Raw genomic sequence first — 18,466 nt, 5'->3', positions numbered from 1 at the left:
GACATATTGTCATGTTAAGAAAATTGCCATTTTTTGGTTTAGTTACCCCTAGATCTCCAATGAATGGCCTTATAGAACACTATGAAAAAATTGTTGAAGGGGTCTCAATGATAAGAGAGGCCCTTGAGTGTTATATTTCTGGGTCTGGAGTCTGTCGTGAATTTAAAGAACTCACTGCAGATGTGGATGCTATAGAAGAGCACGCTGACAAGATCAAAAGGAATATTAGAAATCATCTGCCGAGACGTCTTTTTATGCCGGTAGATAAAACTCTGTTTCTTAATTATACTAGATTTCAGGATAATATATTGGATTATGCTCAAGAGGCCTTGCATTGGTTGGGTATGCGTAGAGTTGGCATGCCAGAAGAAAAACAAAAACCTTTGATAGATTTAGTTGATGAGGTAACATATGTTGTTGAACTTGTGGGACCAGCCTTGAAAAAGACAATTGGACTGGTTCATGGAGAACATATTGATAGGCTAGGATGTAAAGAACACTACAGAAAGATCAGGAGACAAAGACAAAAGATAATGAAGATGCAGCGGGCACTGGTTGCTGATATATATAATTCTGATATGGATTTTAAGGATATATATCAGCTTATTCATTTTGTGGGGTGTTTAAATGACACTGTTAAGAACTGTGAGGCATGTGCTGATACCTTACGGGCTATGATTGCTAGATAAATGAAAGAAAAAATTACTGAAAAACAGGCAATTGATATTTTAAAAAAATATGCTCCAAATGAAGATGTATTTAAAAAGGTCCTGGAGCATTCATTGCGAGTAAAAGATATAGCTCTTAAACTCATATCTGGAATAAATAGGGGGGTAGATAGAGATTTTTTGAAAACAGCCTCTCTTCTCCACGATATAGGTAGATTTAAATATCCTCCAGGTAATAAAAATTCCATAAAACATGGAATATATGGAGGAGAAATTTTAAGGTCTTTAGGCCTTCCTCACCATGCCAGGGTTTGTGAGACCCATATTGGAGTTGGAATAACCAAAGAGGATATTGTTAGTCAAAATCTACCTTTACCCTTAAAAGACTTTGTACCAGAAACAGTGGAAGAAATATTAATTGCTTATAGCGATAATCTTGATTCTCCTGGTATATCAAGCGAAAGAGATGTTGAAGAGCGATTTGTAAGGGAAGTTGGAGAAGAATATAGGAAAAGAGTTCAAGATTTTCATAAAAAGGTACACAAAATATTGAGAGACCTTAGAGGAAAGTGATTGTTTTTTAAGAATCTAGCGAACTTAATTTTTTGAGACCAATGTGATTATTCATCTCTAAATGTTCTTGCTCAGGCTGTAGTATGAGTAAAAGGTGCCTTCTCTCCTTCCTATTAAATTAAAGAGAGGGCACCTTAAAATTGATTATCTTTATTCCCATCTTCTTTTATCTTTTATAGGCTTGATTTCAGGAGGTAAGGTCCCTGGTGGAACTATTTTTAAGTTAGGTCTAATTTTAATTTTTTCTCTAAAGGTATGTAAGAGTTGATCTTTTCTTTTGAACTCTGTTGCTTCAATGTACAGGGTAACTTCATCTATTCCACCCTCATTTGTAACTTCTAGCTGCCATCTCTTGATCTCGTCAAACCTGCTTATCACTTGTTCAATCTGATGGGGATACACAAATAGACCTTTAATTCTTGCTGTGGTATCAACACGTCCAATTATACCTCCCAATCTTGCTGAAGTTCTACCACAGGGACATGGTTCACGGTCAATATAAGACAGATCTCCGGTAGCCAGTCTGATCAATGGATAAGTTTTGTTAAGACCTGTTACAACGACCTCCCCAACTTCTCCGTCTTTTAAAGGGATTCCTGTATCAGGATGGCATATTTCCACATAAACTTTGGATGATATATGGAGTCCATTTTTATGATAGCACTCATAACCAATACAGCCTACATCAGCAGTTCCATAACCTTCTCTCATTATAAGGTCGAATTTTTTCTCCAGGGTATTTCTTAACTTTTCAGATAACTTTTCAGCGGTTACAAAGGCCACTTCTAAGGAGAGGTCTTTTCTTAAGTTAAGTCCCATATCCTCACCTTTCTGGGCAATGTGAGATAAGTAACTTGCTGTGCCCACATATCCTGTAACCTTTAATTTTCTCATAATTTCCAGCTGTGTATTAGTATTTCCAGGACCTGCTGGAATAACAGCACATTCTAAAATTCTAAGGGGTTCTTCAAACATAAGCCCCGCTGGGTTGAGATTATAATTAAAGCAATTTTGCACAATATCTCCAGTTCTGAAACCAGCTGCATAAAAACCTTCTGTCCATCCCCAATAGTCTGGTTTTCTATCCTCTGGATCAAATATTGGACCTGGAGACATAAATATGCGCCTCATTTTCCCCAGATCCTTTGTTAGAAGTCCACCTAGGCGAGGACCCATTGATTGAAGAAAAATAAGCTCTTTTTTCTTTAGAATTGGAATGTGTTTGATATCAGGAAGATCTTTGAACTTGTTTACATCAAATTGTGCTCTGTCAAAACGTTTTTTTACTTCTTCAGAATACCTGTAAGCATACTGTAAAAGTTCTTTTAAATGGATACGATAAAACTGTTTTCTCTCAGACTCATCTAATACTTCAAGACGACTATATATCCCTTCTGTCCTGTCTTTTCTTGTCATACAAGACGTACCTCCACTCTTATTAAATTTATAAATTAATGATGTTAAAGAGTCCTTTAGGGTATGTCAAGACAATTACAACCCACTTAAAAATTATACAAATTTCGGGCGGTTACTGGCAATAACAACCAACTTATCTTTTTCTTTGATCACTAGATCAGGAGGTGGATTGGCTAAATATGTTTTGTTTGAATACTCATAGACTCCTAAGCACAGTATGTTGTATTCCTTTTTCAAACTCACAAGAATATCCAAAAAACTCTTACCAATAAAAGATGAAGGAACAGGGATCAGGTAAAATTCATTGCCATATCTATTTGTAAGAAGTTCACTTACAACTTCAGTTACTCCGTGGTCCAGTGCTGCCTGAACTAATAATTTTGCACTAATCTCTCCTCCAATTATAATTTCATCAGCCCTTGCATTTTTTAAGTATTCCAAATTCTTGCTATTTTTTAATTCAACACAAACATAACTCTCTGGATACAGAGACTTTATAGTTAAAGTAGTCAAAATAACTTTGGCATCTTGAGAATATGGATCCAATCTATCATCCAAAAGTACAATTACAGTCTCTGCCTCCTTACAATTGGCTTTTTTTAAAGTCTCTTTATTTGGCTCTCCCTTCACAAAATAAAAGAATTTATCTTCAGGTCTTGGAGATTCATCGATATCAGCTATTAATACTATTGATTTATTATGAGTTTTTAAATCAGCTCTCAGTTCTTCGTAGATTTCTTCTCCCCGTTCATTCCATCCACAGATAATAAAATGTCTCACTTCGTCAACTGCTTTTAACCCTTTTTTCTTCATTTCTCTCTCCTCAATGAAAAAACCTGCCAAAGTTGCAGTAAGAATTCCAGTTAAACCTATTCCAAAAAACATTATAATAACTCCAATGATTTTTCCACTCAAGGTAGAAGGGGTTATATCTCCATAACCCACAGTAGTAACTGTAACCACGGCCCACCACAGTGCCCCTAAAATATTCATCTCTTTTTCTACATAGGCAAAAGCAAAGCTCCCTAAAAAAATTACTGCTAAGACCAGTAAAAACAAGCGATGAAGTTTTTCTCTCACTGTATATTCTAAAAATCTTTTGATAATCAATAATACTGTAGGCATGTCAACAAATCTCTACTATGATTAGATCATTTTGGGTATTTTATGCATTTTTTTAATATTAACTTTTTTCCATTTTAATTACAAGGAATTATTCAAATCCAAACACTCTTTAAGGATGAATTTTTTACAATCCTTAAATATCATTTACTACCCCTAAATCCAAGTCGTATAAACTAACCTTATAATTACTGTGACATCAAGACAAAAAGTCACAAATAAGACAATTTGGCTTACGTTTTGTTTTAGTATATAATTTTAAATAATTAAATTTTTTACATATAGAATTTATATAGAAAAAGTGACAAATTGTCTTAATCTTGTTTGTCTGATTTAGGAGAAAATTGTTTCGATCATATCGGGAGCACTTAGTTAAATGAAGCTCGTTGTTTTTTTCTGTGTACACACTTTTTTGGTACAGATATTGTAGTATCAAAGGGCGGAATATGATCTTAGGAAAGTGTTACTAATTGTGAATTCAAAGAGGAGTAATGAGAGATGATAGAACAGAAGTTGCTTAAGTGTCATAAATGCGGATATGAAGGATCCAAAGCTGAATTTAGATATCTTTGTCAGGCTGATGGGCAGGGTCCAGATACCTTTCGTCGCTGCCCTCAGTGTCATGCTGCTGTATATTGTGCTGAATTAGAGGTGGGGGAGCAATTTTTTGGAGAAGGTGTATGGGGAGCAGGACCTCTACGTGGTAGAGTGTTTCGGAAAAAGAATAAAAAGAGCAAAAAAGGGGAAGAGGGGAGAGAGTAATGAGTGATGAGGTTTTAATAACAAAGATACAGAAGTTTTCTGTGAACGATGGGCCAGGATTTAGGACCAATGTTTTTTTAAAAGGCTGCAACATGAGATGTATATGGTGCCATAATCCTGAAACCCAGTCGTTTTCAAAAGAAATATATTGGAAGAGGTTAGTATGTGTTCAATGTGGAAGGTGTTTAGACGCTTGTCCTAAGGGTGCTATAAATCCCCCTATACCGCCTGAAGAGGCTCAGGCTGATGATTCTACATATTATAAGATTAATCTTGAAAAGTGTGATATGTGTCTTAAGTGTGCAGAGGCATGTCCATATGGTGCTTTAGAGATCGTGGGACAACCTATGACGGTTGAGCAGATATTAGATGAAGTAGAGCAGGATAGACCTTTTTACGATAATTCTGGGGGCGGATTAACCATAAGTGGAGGAGAACCCACTGTACATCCTGAATTTGTCCACAAGTTAATAGATGGGGCAAAAGAAAGAGCCCTGCATGTGTGTCTTGATACAAATGGCCATTGTAAATGGGATATATTTGAACCCATAGTTGAGAAGGTAGATATTGTTCTTTATGATTTAAAACATTTAGATTCAGAGAAGCATAAGGAAATTACAGGTGTAGATAATGCTCTTGTATTAGAGAACTTGAAGAGACTTAGTGAGAAAGGTACGGATGTATGGCTGAGGATAGTGGTAACTCCTGGAATGAGTGATACCTTTGAATATCACAAAGAAGTAATAAATTTTTTGAAGAATCTTCCCCGTCCTTTAAGTAGAATTGATTTATTACCTTTTCACAACTGGTGTGAGGATAAGTACAGGTGGCTAGGTCGTGAATGGCCAATGGGAAATATGGAGGCTTTAAAAGCATCAGACGTAGAACCACTAAAGGATCTCTATTTGTCAGAAGGAATTGCAAATGTAACAGTTGGTGGTTCAGGTTTTGAAGGTAATGAATACTTATAGGAGGAGGGGGAAAGGAGGCAATATGCAAGAGCATGAGAGTGAGGTATTTGGTGTAGTTAACGATATTCAACGGATGTGTACAAACGATGGACCTGGGATAAGAACAGTTGTGTTTTTAAAGGGTTGTGTTTTGAACTGTAAGTGGTGTCATAATCCAGAAGGAAAAAGATGTTTTCCAGAAGTAATTCCATTTGTTAGTAATTGTGAAGGTTGTGGAGAATGTGTGAAGGTGTGTTCTACTGGAGCATTGCAGATAAGAGATAAAAGGCCTTATATAGACAAAGCTTTATGTAGTAATTGTTTTCAGTGTGTGAAGGTATGTAAATATGATGGTCTGGTGATTTGGGGAAAGATAATGTCTGTTAATGAAGTAATGCGGGAAGTAATGAGTGATAAGCCTTTTTATCTCAATTCAGGAGGTGGGGTGACCGTCTCTGGGGGCGAACCTATGACTCAGCCTTCTTTTGTTGTAGCTATTTTGAAGCGAGCTAAAGAAGAAGGAATAGGTACAGCATTAGACACCTGTGGCCATGCTGCTTGGGAGGATTTTGAGAAAGTGCTTCCTTACACAGATTTAGTACTATATGATATCAAGTTAATGGATAGCAAAAAACACCGGGAGTATGCAGGTGTGGGAAATGAACTTATATTAGAAAATGCAAAGCGCATTGCCTCAAGGGGAGTGAAAATGCGCATACGCATTCCTGTTATTCCTGGTACCAATGATTCCCGTGAAAACTGGGAAGAGACAGGAAAGTTCATTGAGAATCTGGGAGATGCAGTGGAGGGTTTGGATCTTCTTCCTTATCATCCTTATGCAGGTGCAAAATACCGTGCCTTTGGAGAGGATTATCCCTATCCCATAGGAGAGGGATTGGATGATGAAGTTTTAATACCAATAGTTGAGTTTTTTCTGGATTATGTACCAGAGGTTACAGTTGGCGGATAACTTAAAATAAAATATTAAGGAGGTAGAAAGGATGGCAACTTGTAAAGATTGTAAGAATTTTTTTCCACTGGAAGATGATCCTTCAAGGGGAGATTGTGTTATGAGAGTAGTTGACCCCCGTCAGGCATATTACAAGGCAAAGCCGGTAGAGGCGGATCAAGATGCATCTCAGTGTCCTTCATTTCAGAAAAAATAGCTAATCGAGCTTTTTATGAAAAATTGTTGTAGAAAAAATGTTCTAAGGTATAGAAGTAATGGAAAAAAATGTACTAGCTAAAGAGACGGAAGTGGGTCAGAGCATTGAGCAGCTGGAAAAAATGCAAAAAAGTTGTTTTTTTCTAGAGAAAAAACGTTCAATAAATCTGGATTACATGAGAAAGGCGGTATGGAACAAAGGGGCCTTTGAGATGGTGCATGCACCTAAAGTTGAAGTTGAGCGAGAGTTTTCAGAACTTTTTACTGAACTATCGAATGAAAATGAATGTGATCATATTATGTTGAAAAAGGCCAATGCATTTACCTTATTAGCGAAAATATCCTTATTTTTATTATCGACCATTTCAAGTTGAGGGGATATCTTGTGGGGTATCTTGGAAGTGGACTCCATTCAAAGGCAGTTGTAAAGATATGGGCGATTTAGGTAATGATCGCGTACAGTTCAATATGGCTGATGCTGTTAACTTCGTGCAGTTCAAAGGGCTCTAGAAAAGCAGGAGGAATTAATTGTTCGGGGTTATGTGTACACTTTGTAGATATTAGTCGTGAGGTACAAGATAATATTATGAAAGACTATTTAGGTAAATAAAAGGCTTTTGCCCTGACCTTAGAAGGTCGGAGTAAAATTAAATAACAATTTAAAAATAATAAAAAAAGGGAGGTGGATAGTTATGAAATGTCCAGCATGTGGATATGAGGCACCAGTCAGTCAATTTAGATATCTTTATAACCCAAAGATTGATGATAGTTTGTCACTGAGGCAATGTCCTAAGTGTATGGAGTGGATAGGGACAGATGAACTAAAGGGGGAGGCGGTTCGTATTGTTAAACCCGGGGATCATGTGTGGGACAAATCTGCAGGATTGAATGAATAATAAGGTTTATTTAACAGAGTTAGTGAGGAAAGGAGGAATATATGGCCAGAAGAAGACGTAAAAAAGACGATACCTGGGAGAAGATGCGGCAGCAAATGGTAGCTACTCTATCAAAACCAAAAGGAGTAGAAGAACGAGAAAAAGTTCCGGAGAAGGCCTGTGGGAAATGTAAACATTTTTCTGAGAACGCATGGGCGTCTGATGGGAGGGGATTTTGTGGTGTATTGAAGGTTGGGAGTGATTTAAATGCAGATCCGCCAGTATTTGTAACAGAGGGTGATGCAGGTATGATGACAATGTTCAATATGGATGCATCTAAGTGCAAATATTATGAAGAACTAGAACTTATTGATACCGATGGTGCAGAATGTGCAGATCCTCAGTACAGAAGAGCCCAGAGACAGATGGAAAAAGTGGTGAAAAAATAATGATGAGCAGAGGGATTTCTGGAGATTTTGGTGATCTAGAAGTCCCTCTTGATGATGGGTGGTCTAAAATATAATGTGAGTCACACCAAGAGGTGGTTAAGGCTCTGGAGGAGGCAAAAAATATGAGAATGACATGTAGAAAATGTGGATATGAGGATGAACATAGTGAATTTATATATCTTTGTAAAACAGGTTGACCTGCCTGTGGAGAAGCAGATCTTCGCAAATGTCCCAGGTGTGGGGCAGAAAATGTTTTTTCTAGGGCAGAGGCGCTTGAAAATGAAGAGATGGAGATGCGTCAGTTGTGTGAACGTCTGTCTTCTATACCTAAAACAGCGGACAAGAATCTTTTGAAAGAAGCAAAGAACATAATAGAGCGGTTATGGGAAATAAACATGAGGTGGAATATTCCAGAGCTGACCCATTTTTTAAAAAAACGTCAAAGAGAGTTGTTTTTTAGCCCATAATCAAATAAGGAAGGGGATAGTGAAATGGGACAATATGAATTAGCCAAGGCGATTCCAGAACATGAAGAACATTTTTTTCTACCAGAAGAGGTAATAGATACATTAGAAAAGATAAAATTACTTTGTAAAAAACATCCAGTAAACGTATTAATTACTGGTAAACAGGGTTGCGGAAAATCAACCTTGGTTAGACAGTTTGCTGCTAGAAATAAAAGGCCATTGGCCACCTTTCAAATTGGTATTTTATCCGAACCTGGCCAACTATTTGGGGAACATAGGCTAAAGGATGGAGAAACTTATTATCAAAGGTTTCTTTTTCCTGAGGCCATTCAAACTCCAGGATGTGTAATTCATTTGGAGGAAATAAATCGTCCAGAAAACCCTAAGGCCTTAAATATGCTTTTTTCGGTGCTTGCAGAAGATAGACAGGTATGGACAGATGAGTTGGGACTTATAAAAGTTGCTGATGAAGTAGTTTTTTTTGCTACTTTGAATGAAGGGGATGAATTTGTAGGTACAGAAATGTTAGATGCAGCGTTAAGGGATAGATTTTATGTGATTTCATTAGATTATCTTCCACCAGATGTAGAGACTAAAGTTTTATCTCTAAAGACAGGTATTGACGAAGGTGATGCATTGACGATAGTGAATTTGGCAAATCAGTTAAGGGAAAACAAGCAAGAGCCACTGATTGTTTCTACCAGACATACCCTGATGATAGCAGAACTTGTTTCAGTAGGTGCAAGTATAAGGGATGCCTTTATAAACAGTTTGCAAATTAGTAAGGATGTTCTAGAATCTATTTTGTTATCACTACACTTTGAGTTAGGTGAGAAAGGAAAAGGCAATGAAAAGCGATATAGAACATATTAAAATTTTTCCCCTTGCACAGGGTAAGGATTTAAATGGAAAAGACTTAAAGCTAAAATCTAAAAAAACAGAGGAATCGGATTTTTTAGAGTTAACAGGAAAGGAAGGGGTATCTTCCTTTTGGAGGAAGAATATTTCTTCCAGGGAAGCAATAGAACTTGCAAATTTATTGAGAGCGTTGCGTAAAGTTGCTGGATATGTTGGGCCAAATGTTGGACGCATTGAGTGGTTTGGCATGTCCTCAAGGGGAGAGGGAGTAATAGCCCTTAATCCAAAATTGGTTTTGGGAAAATACCCAGTTCCTTCAGAAAAAGTTGATTACCTGGTAGGACTTGTTATTCACGAAGGATTACTCAGGACAGAGTGGAGTGATTTAGTGTGGAAGAATTTGGAACCAGTGTTTAGACAGATGAAAATGCAAGAGCAGATCATATTTCAGAAAATTATTTACACAGGTGAAAGCATTTATGTGGATTTGATTGCTGATGAGTCTATCATGGGACTATATACAGAAAAAGCTAGACGTGTGGGAATGGAGTACATAAAGTCCAAACTTGCTCTTCGCAGGATTACTGTAGATGAATTAATTTATCTTTGGTGGAAAAGCGTGTGGGATGATATTGATGAATATCTTATTGGCGAAAAAAAAGAAGCCTATAAAGAGCCATTAAATATATTAAACGATATAACGCAAAAATTAAGAGAAATTGTTCAGTCACGAAAAAACAGAAGTATCACTAAATTATGCCAGCAGAGGAGTGATTTATACAAGGAGGGTTGGGACCGTGTTAAAGATATGGTAATTCATATGCATATTACAGATAGAGCTCTTTACTGGTATGCTGATTCATATAGTGGTAAGAATCTCAAGGCAAAAGCTAAAAGAAAAAAATCAGGAAAGGCATTGGCGCCTAGTGTTGCGCGTGAAGTAGAAACCAACTTGGCCAGGGATTCAGTTGATATTACTCCGATAATTATATCAGTAGTTGGAAATGAGGAAGAAGTTGTACCCATGTCCAGATGGGATTTTAATGTGCCGGCACATCCAGTGATTGATCCATACCTTGTAAGTCGTCTAAGACTCATTTTTCAGACTTATGCCGAGAGGACCGTTGTGATTGAGCGAGGGTTGACCAGTGGTAAGATAGACGGGAGAAGGTTGTACAGAGCTCCTATAAATGGAAAGTGTTTTATGATGAAACGCTATATTCCTAGGATGAATTGGAATATATGTCTTTTAATTGATGCAAGTGGTTCTATGAGAGGACCTAAGTGGAAAATGGTTGAGAATACAGTGGGAACTATACACAAGGCCTTTGTTGGTTTTGAGAATTCCTTGCAGGCCTATGCATATTTTGAATCTGGTGGCATAAGCATGATATCAAGCTTGCTAAAAGGAAATACTCTTTTATCTATCCCTCCATCAGGTCAAACAGCATCGGGACAGGCAATCATTGCTGCCGCATATTTTATGCCTAATGATGGAAGGAGAAAATTGATTATCCATATAACGGACGGCGAATCAAACTATGGATGCGATGTGGCATATGGTATTGAATTTTGCCGGAAGCAGAATATTCATCTGATAACACTTGGAGTTGGGTATAAGGACCGTGACTCCATGTTAAAGCAATATGGTAAAAATATTCAGTTTTTGGATCATTTTGGTCAGCTTCCAACAGCGCTGGAGAACCTTTTAAGACGTACTTTTCTGTATGGTACTAAAGGAACTATTGTTTTTCAAGAAACTTTAATGAATAAAATAGTAAAAAATAAAGTAAAGGAGGATTAGAGAATGAAGATGTTTACTGAAGAATGGGTAAAGGCTTTTGCAGAAAAATTAAAAAATGATCAGGAATTTCAAGAAAAAGGAAAAGGTTTTGACAGCAACTTGCAATTTATTATTTTGAAAGATCCAAAGGCGGGGGTGAATAAGGATACAGGATTTGGCATGTGGATGCCTACAATAGATAACTTTTGGTATGGGGTTAAAGACGAAAATGAAGTTGACATTATTTTACAAGCAAAAGCATCAGTAGTTCAAGATGTATTTAAGGGAAAAAAGAACGTTGTTATGGCATTGACGATGGGGTCTATAAAATTAAAAAAGGGTCCACTCACAAAATTAACAGGAAATCTTGGAGCAGTTAATAGATTTATTGAAATTGCGAGATCGATTTCATAAGGGAAATTGAATAAAAGATTATTAGAAAAAAAGATCTAGGACAACAACAAGAAAAGGGGGATGGTATGAGTAAGATAAGTGAAAAAGTTAAAGAATATTTAAATTCAGCTGAAAGAATGAATGTTTTAAGTACCTCAAATAAATCAGGAGAGAATAATGTTGCAATCTTTGGCTCGGTTAGATTGGCAGATGATAACACAATAATGATGATGCTGGGCAACAATAAGACCTTTTCCAATCTTCAGGAGAATCCACATGCCGCTCTGTTAGTAGTAATGCCGGGTAAAAGTGGTTTAGAAACAGAAGGTTGTCGAGTTTATTTAAAGTTACGGAAAGTGGAAGATGGAGGCGAGATATTTGATCGTATGAAGGCTGAAATAAAGGCAAAGATTGGAGATGCAGCTGAGATACTTCAACATCTTGTAATTTTTGACATTGTTGGAGTTAGGCCAATTGTTGATATGGGACAAGATATTTAAACAAAAACAAGAGGAAGGCTAATGAGTATTAAGGTCGTTGTGCCGAAGTCACTAAAACACTGGTTGGATGGAAAAGAAGAGGTGGATTGCGAAGGAAAGAATGTGGCAGAGTGTATTGAGTATGTGGAAAAGCGTATTCCTGGTTTTAAGCAGAGAATAGTTGATGAGAAGGGGGAATTGAGGGAAGATGTCTTTGTTTTTGTTAATGGAGATAATGTTCGGCATACAAAAGGACTGGCTACACAGATAAGTGATAATGATCAAATAGGAATAATACCTCTGGTATTATAATGGAGGTTTATTAAGGTGGTGATATGGGACCATCCAGAATCCCATTATATATTTGTCTATCATCCCAAAGTATTGTGGGGTGTAAATTATATAAGATACAAAGGCAAGAGGTTAACCAATGGAGAGGTTTTGAAATATTGGGGTAAATGGGTGGTTTTAGGAGAAAGAGAGTGGCTTGATAAATTAGCTCAAAAGTTAGATAAATATGTTGAAGAAGAAAAAATAGCGAGTATAAAATATACGAGAGAACCGTCCAAAAATCTCAGAATAGATGAGTGTGTAATGTTGGTTTATTGTGATAAGCGAGAAAGAGATGAGGTGTGGGCTATTTTAGAAGAGCATGGAGTGAAACTCAAGGCCTGGATCTCGGAAAAAGAAACTATGGAAATGTGGATGCCTGGGGGAAGACTACTTGAGAGATGGATACGGACTAATAACTTCAGTGAGGAGCAGGCTGAAGCAGTAAGAGAGGACGCTCGTAAAACATTGGGTTATGTTTTTAACAATCCTGACGCAATTTATCGACCCTGGGCACAATAATTAATTAACAATATAAAAGTTATCTAAGATAAAAAGAATTTTGGAAAATTAGCGAGTTGAGTGAAAAGCTAAAAAATGATAATTAATAAAAGAGATTTAAGGATATGATTGTGAATATTTGGAGGTGAATATGGTAATTTGGGATCATCCTGATTCTAAGGAAATATATGTTATACATCCTACAGCCATGTGGGGCACACGTTATATAAGATATAAGGGTAAAAAACTAACAAATGGGGAAGTAGTAAAATATTGGGGTAAATGGGTGGTTTTAGGAGAAAGGAAATGGCTTGACCAGTTAGCTGAAAAGTTAGATCCTTATGTTGAAGATGAGAAGATATCCAGTATAAAATATACTAAGGAACCCCCAAAAGATGTGGATATTGATGAATGTGTTATGTTTGTTTATTGTGATAAACGTGAAAGGGATGAGGTCTGGTCTATTTTAAAAGAACATGGGGTAAAACTCAAAGCCTGGATAACAGAAAAAGAAACCATGGAAATGTGGATGCCTGGGGGGAGACTTTATGAGAGATGGATACGTAGTAATAATTTCAACGTGAAGGAGATAGAGGCTATAAAATTAGACATTCAAACAACATTAGGTAATATTTTCAACAAACCTGACGAGATATATCGACCTTGGGGACAATAAAGATCTAGAGGAGGAAGGAGAATATTAAATGGAAAACATATACAATATGAATGATAAAAAGCAATTAAAAGTACCCCCTCTTGATCCTTATTTTTATATTAAAGTCGAAGATAAGAGAAATCTCGAGAGGTTGGAGAAACTGTCACATAAACATCCTGTGAACATACTGGTAACAGGGACCCAAGGGTGTGGAAAATCTTCATTGGTTAGACAATTTGCCAGTTTTTATAAGCGCCCTCTAGCGGTTTTTCAAATTGGACTTCTTGTGGAATCTGGACAACTTTTTGGTCAGCAGAGGCTAAAGAATGGTGAAACCTATTATCAGAGTTTCTTGTTTCCAAAAGCTATTCAGACTCCTGGTTGTGTTATTCATTTGGAAGAGCTCAACAGATCAGAAACCCCCCATGCCTTAAACGAACTTTTCTCTGTGTTGTCAGAAGATAGAAATATATGGATCGATGAATTAGGACTGGTTGAAGTGGCCCCCAGGGTGATTTTCTTTGCCACAATGAATGAAGGTGAGGAATTCTCTGGCGTTGATGAATTAGACGCAGCCCTAAAAGATCGTTTTTACCGTATTCACCTCGAATATCTGCCTACAGAGGTTGAGAAAGAAGTACTTATGCGAAAGACAGGCATAAATGAAAACACTGCTATGGAAATAATTGGTGTAGTAAACAAATTGAGAGATAATCCACAATTTGAAGAGAATATCTCTATCAGACATAGTTTGATGATAGCGGAACTCATGTCCCTAGGAGCGACATTGCGGGAAGCCTTAGTGTATAGTTTACAAATCTCTAAAGATGTTCTGGAATCTTTATTACTTGCTATTCATGTAGAGACAGGACAAAAGGAAAATGATTCAGATGAATATATTCTTTATACACCTTAATTGAAAAATTAGAATAAATAATAATAGGCGTGGGAAAAGACTAAAGCTATAATTAATTAGAAAATGGGGAGCAGGGGCTAAAAGTCATAAATATTATTAAGAAATAAAGTGGTACAGAGGAAAAAAATATTGGAAAAACCATTTTTGTAGGCTGGTATATTCAAAAAAAGTCAAGGAGAGGCAACATTATGATAATTGAAAAAGGAAAGATAGTGACTATGCATTATACACTAAAAGATAATACAGGTAAAGTGCTTGAAAGTACTCGCAATGGAAAGCCCTATGAGTTTATATGCGGAGAAGGCATGATAGTACCTGGTTTGGAAAAGGCTTTGATTGGTCTAAAACCTGGAGATAAAAAAGAAGTAGTGGTACCGCCAGAAGAAGCATATGGTGATTACCAAAAGGATTCTGTTTTAAAGGTCCATCGAGATCAACTTCAGGGAGAAGATATTGCTGTTGGTAAGGAATTTAGAAGGATTTTTTCCGATGGACGGAGTGAGGTTTTTAAGGTAAAAGGTTTTGTGGATGAATGGGTTTATTTAGACAAAAATCATCCGTGGGCAGGAAAAGAACTCCATTATGAAGTTGAAATTCTTGATGTGAGACCAAGAAATATCTAGTTCTAATGTTTTTAGAAAGAGCGATTTAAAATAATCAAATAAAAGAGGAAGAAAATTATGTGATATACTATTTTAAGAGGATGAAACATCTAAGCCAACCTGAAAAAAAAATTAAATCACAATACCACGCATTAGCCCTTTTTTCAGGTGGCCTTGATTCAATTTTGGCAATAAAATTAATTCAACAACAAGGACTTGATGTCCTTGGTATTCATTTCTTCTCTCCTTTTTTCGGAAACCTTGAAAAGGTTCCTCAATGGGAACAAGAATATAAAATAGACATCCTGCCTATAGAAGTCAGTTCAGAATATTTTGAAATAATTAAAAATCCTAAATATGGTCGGGGTAAGGCACTAAACCCTTGCATAGATTGTAAGATATACATGTTTAAGAAAGTCAAAGAACTTATGCCCTTATTCAACGCAAAGTTTATTATCACTGGAGAAGTTGTTGGGCAAAGGCCCATGTCTCAGCGACAGGATTCTATGAATATAATTATTCGGGAGTCCAAGACAAATGAATTTCTGCTAAGGCCCCTTAGCGCAAAAAATTTAAAGCCAACCAGGGTGGAGGAAGAAGGTATTGTTGATAGGTCAAAATTATTAGATATTCGGGGTAGGTCCAGAAAAAGACAACTTGACTTGGCAAAGCAATTTCACATTATGAAAATTCCTACACCTGCTGGTGGTTGTCTATTAACAGATCCGCAAATGGCTAAACGATTTAAACCTATATTTAATAATAAAAAATCACTTACTTCAAATGATTTTCTTCTTGTGAGATATGGGAGACAATTTTGGTCAGATAAATATTGGTTTATAGTAGGACGAAATCATGAGGACAATTTAAAACTACTCAAACTCGCTAATGAATCCGATTATATCTTTAAACTTATAGATATCCCAGGACCAATAGGAATTGGTAGATCAGAAGAATCTAAGTGGCCAACAGAATTGATAATTTCTGCTGCAAAGTTAATTGTATGGTATTCAAAGGCCAGGGTAAAGAAAGGACCTCTAAATATTCATCTGCACAGAGGATCTATGGTAGAGGAATTCCAGATATTACCGGATAATAAAAAACCAACATTATGGCGTGGTCCTCTTTAGTTTTCTACTTATTGAATAATTACTTTTTTTATTTTAAAAGGGACCTGAATTCGCCATAAGGGAGGATTATTTTTTTTTACGAATCCAGGTCCTATATGAAAGAGTGCTATGGGCCTAAAATTCTATTACGTATCTAACGGAGGAAATAACACCTTCAGTATCGTCTATATTCCCTTCATAATCATCATTCATATATTGCACGTCCAAGGAAACATGGCTGAATTCTGTTACTTTAAATTTGACATATCCTTCAACTACCTGGGTATTATCTACATCAGCATCATCACAACCATCAAGATAGGCATATCCAATTCCTATTTCATCATCTTCTCTTCCCCATAATTTTCCATTGATGTTAATTCCCCCTGAATACATAGTATCAAAATCTACTTTTGCATCGTCATCTTGCCATCCAAACCTAAAAAATACACCAAAAAGTTCTCCTATTTTTTGATCTGCTGAAATTCCCATTCCCTGATATTTCTCTTCTGAGTTATCCCATCCCTCGAACTCTTCTGAAGTAATATAACCTATTACCCTATAATTACCTTCACCAACAGGTGTATTTAAACTACATCCAATTTCACCACCATAGTAGTTATAAGATTTTGTATCATTCTCATCTTGTGTTTCCCATTTATCAGTTTTTGAGTCCATGGCCAGGGCCTTGAGATAAAAATTTTTATAAGAAAGTTCAACTACACCGCCTGAATCGTAGGATGGCAAATTCAATAAAGGATTGTTGACAAATACTTCATTCATAAATTGACTCAATTCATCATTGGCAAATTCATTTTCATCTAAATATCCTGTTGAATCAATGATACCAATGGTACCGGATAAGGAAATATCTTCGGTTAAATTAAATGTATGTTTATACCAAGCCTCTAATAAATAATCTCTACTTCTGCCATTGATGTCTTCTACATCGTCTTCTAGGTCATCTGCATATGAGGCCAGTATAAATGGGGATTTATCATGTAAACTATTACCTGATGCATAACTTAGAGTAACCTGAAATTCATCTATGTCAGTTGGATGAAGATTAAAGCCAATATCTGCAGCAATAGCACCTCTCCCAAGGGAATCATCATTATCTTCAGAATCATAATCAAGATACTGATATGTGCCTGCTATGGACACATCCAGAGACAGTTGTTTGGTGATGTCATAACCGTAGACATAACTTTTAAAACCAGTTAATACAGAAAACACTAATGCGACCAAAAAGATTTTTTTGTGTGTCATAAATACCTCCTCCTTTGATTTTTTGTGTTATTTGTTAAACTAAAATGTTACTATACCATGTTTATAAAAAAATCAACTAAATTTATATATAAAAATAAAAAAATCCCTGAGAATTATAATTCTCCGGGATTTCCCGTTTTTATCCCTTTCTATAAAATATTACCCCTTTTCCCGAGGGTATATTTTTTTCAGGCAGGTCTTCTGACTCTAAGGATCCTCCTACTCACCACGCCTTCCCACCAACCACCTAAGATTAAATCTTAGGGGCCTTGGCAGTGGCATATCTGTGGCTTTCGTCCCCTTATTACAGCCGCGGGCCGGTTCCGGATTTTCACCGGATTCCCTTTTAAGCCTTAAATCGGCACCTGATGGAGGGCTTTATATTTTATCTTTATTTTTTTGTCAACCTCTATAAAAATTTTGTAAATTATCTCTTGTCAGGGAACTCTTTTGTGTATAAAATTTCTTTTCATTTTACATTAAAGTAGGCCCTTTTGATGATTGTTTTACATCCATAATAAAGGTGTTTTTGTTTCAGAGATTGGGAGAAAATTTTTTTATGAAAAAGACCAGACTTAGTAGAAGAGAGTTTTTATTTGGTTTTAAACACAGATTTTCTTTGGAACCCACTCATTACACATCTATTGTTCATGGCCCTGGAAAAAAAGCTGACGAGTTTTTAAACCAGGGAAAATACCTTGATGCCAAAGAAATTTATTTAGAAATACTTAAAAATAATCCAGATAATTTAGTGGTTCGTCAAAAATTAGCCTATTGTTATTATAAGCTAGGAGATATACAAAAGGCTCTGAAGGAATTTTTAGAACTGAGGAAAAGAGGAGTAAAGAATAATTTTTTATCTCTTTATTTAGGACTTTGTTTTGCATATATGGATGATATGGAAAATGCCATTAATTCTTTAAAAAAATTTTTTGACATTACCAAACCAATTGTACAAAGGGCAATAAATCTACAAATTGCACTTTATGATTCCAACATGGCAAAAAAGGAAGACTTGATCGACTCTATTGAGCAAGCCATAAAAGAACAAAGTAAAATGGAAAGTACCTTAAATAATAAGTAGAAATATTTAAGTCACACCTTTATAAAATACATTTAAGTCA

At 36.2% G+C, this 18,466-nt stretch carries 24 protein-coding genes and 1 riboswitch; of the genes, 21 read left to right on the top strand and 3 right to left on the bottom strand.

Translation table 11 applies throughout. From position 1 onward, the window contains the following. Positions 1–11 precede the first annotated feature (11 nt). Complete coding sequence (locus ACYQ1E_RS03530) at positions 12–689, top strand: DUF47 domain-containing protein (protein ID WP_459875380.1); 678 nt, start codon at positions 12–14, stop codon at positions 687–689. Then, complete coding sequence (locus ACYQ1E_RS03525) at positions 690–1,241, top strand: HDIG domain-containing metalloprotein (RefSeq protein ID WP_459875378.1); 552 nt, start codon at positions 690–692, stop codon at positions 1,239–1,241. A 150-nt stretch (positions 1,242–1,391) separates the two neighbouring features. Here ACYQ1E_RS03525 and ACYQ1E_RS03520 read toward each other — a convergent pair whose 3' ends face one another. Continuing rightward, the gene (locus ACYQ1E_RS03520) at positions 1,392–2,657 is read right to left on the bottom strand and encodes a phenylacetate--CoA ligase family protein (protein ID WP_459875376.1); all 1,266 of its coding nucleotides are present in this window, start codon (positions 2,655–2,657) and stop codon (positions 1,392–1,394) included. Between the two features lie 93 nt (positions 2,658–2,750). Next, entirely contained in the window at positions 2,751–3,782 is a 1,032-nt protein-coding gene (locus ACYQ1E_RS03515) for a potassium channel family protein (RefSeq protein ID WP_459875375.1), read from the bottom strand. A gap of 495 nt (positions 3,783–4,277) precedes the next feature. On the opposite strand from ACYQ1E_RS03515, the gene ACYQ1E_RS03510 reads away from it, so the two are divergent. The 18 genes from ACYQ1E_RS03510 (at position 4,278) to ACYQ1E_RS03425 (ending at position 16,094) form a co-directional block, all read left to right on the top strand. After that, complete coding sequence (locus tag ACYQ1E_RS03510; protein WP_459875373.1) at positions 4,278–4,541, top strand: hypothetical protein; 264 nt, start codon at positions 4,278–4,280, stop codon at positions 4,539–4,541. Next, positions 4,541–5,512 (top strand): glycyl-radical enzyme activating protein, encoded by a 972-nt coding sequence (locus ACYQ1E_RS03505; protein ID WP_459875371.1) that lies wholly within the window; start codon positions 4,541–4,543, stop codon positions 5,510–5,512. Before ACYQ1E_RS03510 ends, ACYQ1E_RS03505 begins: the two co-directional genes overlap by 1 nt. 22 nt (positions 5,513–5,534) lie before the next feature. Then, positions 5,535–6,461: a glycyl-radical enzyme activating protein gene (locus ACYQ1E_RS03500; RefSeq protein ID WP_459875370.1), complete on the top strand. Its 927-nt coding sequence runs from the start codon at positions 5,535–5,537 to the stop codon at positions 6,459–6,461. Between the two features lie 31 nt (positions 6,462–6,492). Further along, complete coding sequence (locus ACYQ1E_RS03495; protein WP_459875368.1) at positions 6,493–6,657, top strand: benzylsuccinate synthase gamma subunit family protein; 165 nt, start codon at positions 6,493–6,495, stop codon at positions 6,655–6,657. 58 nt (positions 6,658–6,715) lie between these two features. Continuing rightward, entirely contained in the window at positions 6,716–7,030 is a 315-nt protein-coding gene (locus ACYQ1E_RS03490) for a hypothetical protein (protein WP_459875366.1), read from the top strand. A gap of 318 nt (positions 7,031–7,348) precedes the next feature. Continuing rightward, the gene (locus ACYQ1E_RS03485; protein ID WP_459875365.1) at positions 7,349–7,552 is read left to right on the top strand and encodes a hypothetical protein; all 204 of its coding nucleotides are present in this window, start codon (positions 7,349–7,351) and stop codon (positions 7,550–7,552) included. Between the two features lie 41 nt (positions 7,553–7,593). After that, positions 7,594–7,980, top strand: a complete 387-nt coding sequence (locus tag ACYQ1E_RS03480; protein ID WP_459875363.1) for a hypothetical protein — start codon at positions 7,594–7,596, stop codon at positions 7,978–7,980. Positions 7,981–8,273: 293 nt separating this feature from the next. Further along, on the top strand, positions 8,274–8,447 hold the full coding sequence (locus ACYQ1E_RS03475; protein ID WP_459875361.1) for a hypothetical protein: 174 nt from the start codon (positions 8,274–8,276) through the stop codon (positions 8,445–8,447). Positions 8,448–8,471: 24 nt separating this feature from the next. Next, complete coding sequence (locus tag ACYQ1E_RS03470; RefSeq protein WP_459875359.1) at positions 8,472–9,320, top strand: AAA family ATPase; 849 nt, start codon at positions 8,472–8,474, stop codon at positions 9,318–9,320. Next, positions 9,295–11,109 carry a vWA domain-containing protein gene (locus ACYQ1E_RS03465; RefSeq protein WP_459875357.1) on the top strand — a complete coding sequence of 605 codons (1,815 nt, stop codon included), beginning with the start codon at positions 9,295–9,297 and terminating at the stop codon, positions 11,107–11,109. The genes ACYQ1E_RS03470 and ACYQ1E_RS03465 overlap by 26 nt, the downstream gene beginning before the upstream one ends. 3 nt (positions 11,110–11,112) lie before the next feature. After that, on the top strand, positions 11,113–11,502 hold the full coding sequence (locus ACYQ1E_RS03460; RefSeq protein ID WP_459875356.1) for a hypothetical protein: 390 nt from the start codon (positions 11,113–11,115) through the stop codon (positions 11,500–11,502). Positions 11,503–11,567: 65 nt separating this feature from the next. Next, positions 11,568–11,981, top strand: coding sequence for a pyridoxamine 5'-phosphate oxidase family protein (locus tag ACYQ1E_RS03455; protein ID WP_459875354.1), 414 nt, complete (start codon positions 11,568–11,570; stop codon positions 11,979–11,981). 21 nt (positions 11,982–12,002) lie between these two features. Continuing rightward, on the top strand, positions 12,003–12,272 hold the full coding sequence (locus ACYQ1E_RS03450) for a MoaD family protein (RefSeq protein ID WP_459875352.1): 270 nt from the start codon (positions 12,003–12,005) through the stop codon (positions 12,270–12,272). 15 nt (positions 12,273–12,287) lie between these two features. Continuing rightward, positions 12,288–12,812, top strand: a complete 525-nt coding sequence (locus ACYQ1E_RS03445; RefSeq protein ID WP_459875350.1) for a hypothetical protein — start codon at positions 12,288–12,290, stop codon at positions 12,810–12,812. A gap of 130 nt (positions 12,813–12,942) precedes the next feature. Next, positions 12,943–13,467, top strand: a complete 525-nt coding sequence (locus ACYQ1E_RS03440) for a hypothetical protein (RefSeq protein ID WP_459875348.1) — start codon at positions 12,943–12,945, stop codon at positions 13,465–13,467. A gap of 28 nt (positions 13,468–13,495) precedes the next feature. After that, a complete protein-coding gene (locus ACYQ1E_RS03435; RefSeq protein ID WP_459875346.1) occupies positions 13,496–14,362 on the top strand; it encodes an AAA family ATPase in 867 nt (288 codons plus the stop codon). Positions 14,363–14,550: 188 nt separating this feature from the next. Then, the gene (locus ACYQ1E_RS03430; RefSeq protein WP_459875344.1) at positions 14,551–14,985 is read left to right on the top strand and encodes an FKBP-type peptidyl-prolyl cis-trans isomerase; all 435 of its coding nucleotides are present in this window, start codon (positions 14,551–14,553) and stop codon (positions 14,983–14,985) included. Between the two features lie 59 nt (positions 14,986–15,044). After that, positions 15,045–16,094: a tRNA(5-methylaminomethyl-2-thiouridylate) methyltransferase gene (locus ACYQ1E_RS03425; protein ID WP_459875342.1), complete on the top strand. Its 1,050-nt coding sequence runs from the start codon at positions 15,045–15,047 to the stop codon at positions 16,092–16,094. A 114-nt stretch (positions 16,095–16,208) separates the two neighbouring features. Here the strand turns inward: ACYQ1E_RS03425 and ACYQ1E_RS03420 are convergent, their stop codons facing one another. Next, positions 16,209–17,342, bottom strand: a complete 1,134-nt coding sequence (locus ACYQ1E_RS03420) for a carbohydrate porin (RefSeq protein WP_459875340.1) — start codon at positions 17,340–17,342, stop codon at positions 16,209–16,211. Positions 17,343–17,516: 174 nt separating this feature from the next. Then, a riboswitch (cobalamin riboswitch) is annotated at positions 17,517–17,726 on the bottom strand. A 175-nt stretch (positions 17,727–17,901) separates the two neighbouring features. On the opposite strand from ACYQ1E_RS03420, the gene ACYQ1E_RS03415 reads away from it, so the two are divergent. Next, complete coding sequence (locus ACYQ1E_RS03415; RefSeq protein ID WP_459875338.1) at positions 17,902–18,426, top strand: tetratricopeptide repeat protein; 525 nt, start codon at positions 17,902–17,904, stop codon at positions 18,424–18,426. Positions 18,427–18,466 lie beyond the last annotated feature (40 nt).

The sequence above is a fragment of the Desulfothermus naphthae genome, assembly GCF_054657475.1.
The sequence above is the reverse complement of the archived record's forward strand: the minus strand, read 5'-3'. Positions and strand labels throughout refer to the sequence as shown.

Coding starts and splice junctions, on each gene's coding strand:
- ACYQ1E_RS03440 (WP_459875348.1), top strand. CDS start 12,943: ATGGTAATTTGGGATCATCCTGATTCTAAGGAAATATATGTTATACAT.
- ACYQ1E_RS03520 (WP_459875376.1), bottom strand. CDS start 2,657: ATGACAAGAAAAGACAGGACAGAAGGGATATATAGTCGTCTTGAAGTA.
- ACYQ1E_RS03475 (WP_459875361.1), top strand. CDS start 8,274: ATGCGTCAGTTGTGTGAACGTCTGTCTTCTATACCTAAAACAGCGGAC.
- ACYQ1E_RS03420 (WP_459875340.1), bottom strand. CDS start 17,342: ATGACACACAAAAAAATCTTTTTGGTCGCATTAGTGTTTTCTGTATTA.
- ACYQ1E_RS03465 (WP_459875357.1), top strand. CDS start 9,295: ATGAAAAGCGATATAGAACATATTAAAATTTTTCCCCTTGCACAGGGT.
- ACYQ1E_RS03530 (WP_459875380.1), top strand. CDS start 12: ATGTTAAGAAAATTGCCATTTTTTGGTTTAGTTACCCCTAGATCTCCA.
- ACYQ1E_RS03415 (WP_459875338.1), top strand. CDS start 17,902: ATGAAAAAGACCAGACTTAGTAGAAGAGAGTTTTTATTTGGTTTTAAA.
- ACYQ1E_RS03460 (WP_459875356.1), top strand. CDS start 11,113: ATGAAGATGTTTACTGAAGAATGGGTAAAGGCTTTTGCAGAAAAATTA.
- ACYQ1E_RS03430 (WP_459875344.1), top strand. CDS start 14,551: ATGATAATTGAAAAAGGAAAGATAGTGACTATGCATTATACACTAAAA.
- ACYQ1E_RS03490 (WP_459875366.1), top strand. CDS start 6,716: ATGGAAAAAAATGTACTAGCTAAAGAGACGGAAGTGGGTCAGAGCATT.
- ACYQ1E_RS03495 (WP_459875368.1), top strand. CDS start 6,493: ATGGCAACTTGTAAAGATTGTAAGAATTTTTTTCCACTGGAAGATGAT.
- ACYQ1E_RS03510 (WP_459875373.1), top strand. CDS start 4,278: ATGATAGAACAGAAGTTGCTTAAGTGTCATAAATGCGGATATGAAGGA.
- ACYQ1E_RS03435 (WP_459875346.1), top strand. CDS start 13,496: ATGGAAAACATATACAATATGAATGATAAAAAGCAATTAAAAGTACCC.
- ACYQ1E_RS03500 (WP_459875370.1), top strand. CDS start 5,535: ATGCAAGAGCATGAGAGTGAGGTATTTGGTGTAGTTAACGATATTCAA.
- ACYQ1E_RS03505 (WP_459875371.1), top strand. CDS start 4,541: ATGAGTGATGAGGTTTTAATAACAAAGATACAGAAGTTTTCTGTGAAC.
- ACYQ1E_RS03485 (WP_459875365.1), top strand. CDS start 7,349: ATGAAATGTCCAGCATGTGGATATGAGGCACCAGTCAGTCAATTTAGA.
- ACYQ1E_RS03515 (WP_459875375.1), bottom strand. CDS start 3,782: ATGCCTACAGTATTATTGATTATCAAAAGATTTTTAGAATATACAGTG.
- ACYQ1E_RS03470 (WP_459875359.1), top strand. CDS start 8,472: ATGGGACAATATGAATTAGCCAAGGCGATTCCAGAACATGAAGAACAT.
- ACYQ1E_RS03455 (WP_459875354.1), top strand. CDS start 11,568: ATGAGTAAGATAAGTGAAAAAGTTAAAGAATATTTAAATTCAGCTGAA.
- ACYQ1E_RS03480 (WP_459875363.1), top strand. CDS start 7,594: ATGGCCAGAAGAAGACGTAAAAAAGACGATACCTGGGAGAAGATGCGG.
- ACYQ1E_RS03450 (WP_459875352.1), top strand. CDS start 12,003: ATGAGTATTAAGGTCGTTGTGCCGAAGTCACTAAAACACTGGTTGGAT.
- ACYQ1E_RS03525 (WP_459875378.1), top strand. CDS start 690: ATGAAAGAAAAAATTACTGAAAAACAGGCAATTGATATTTTAAAAAAA.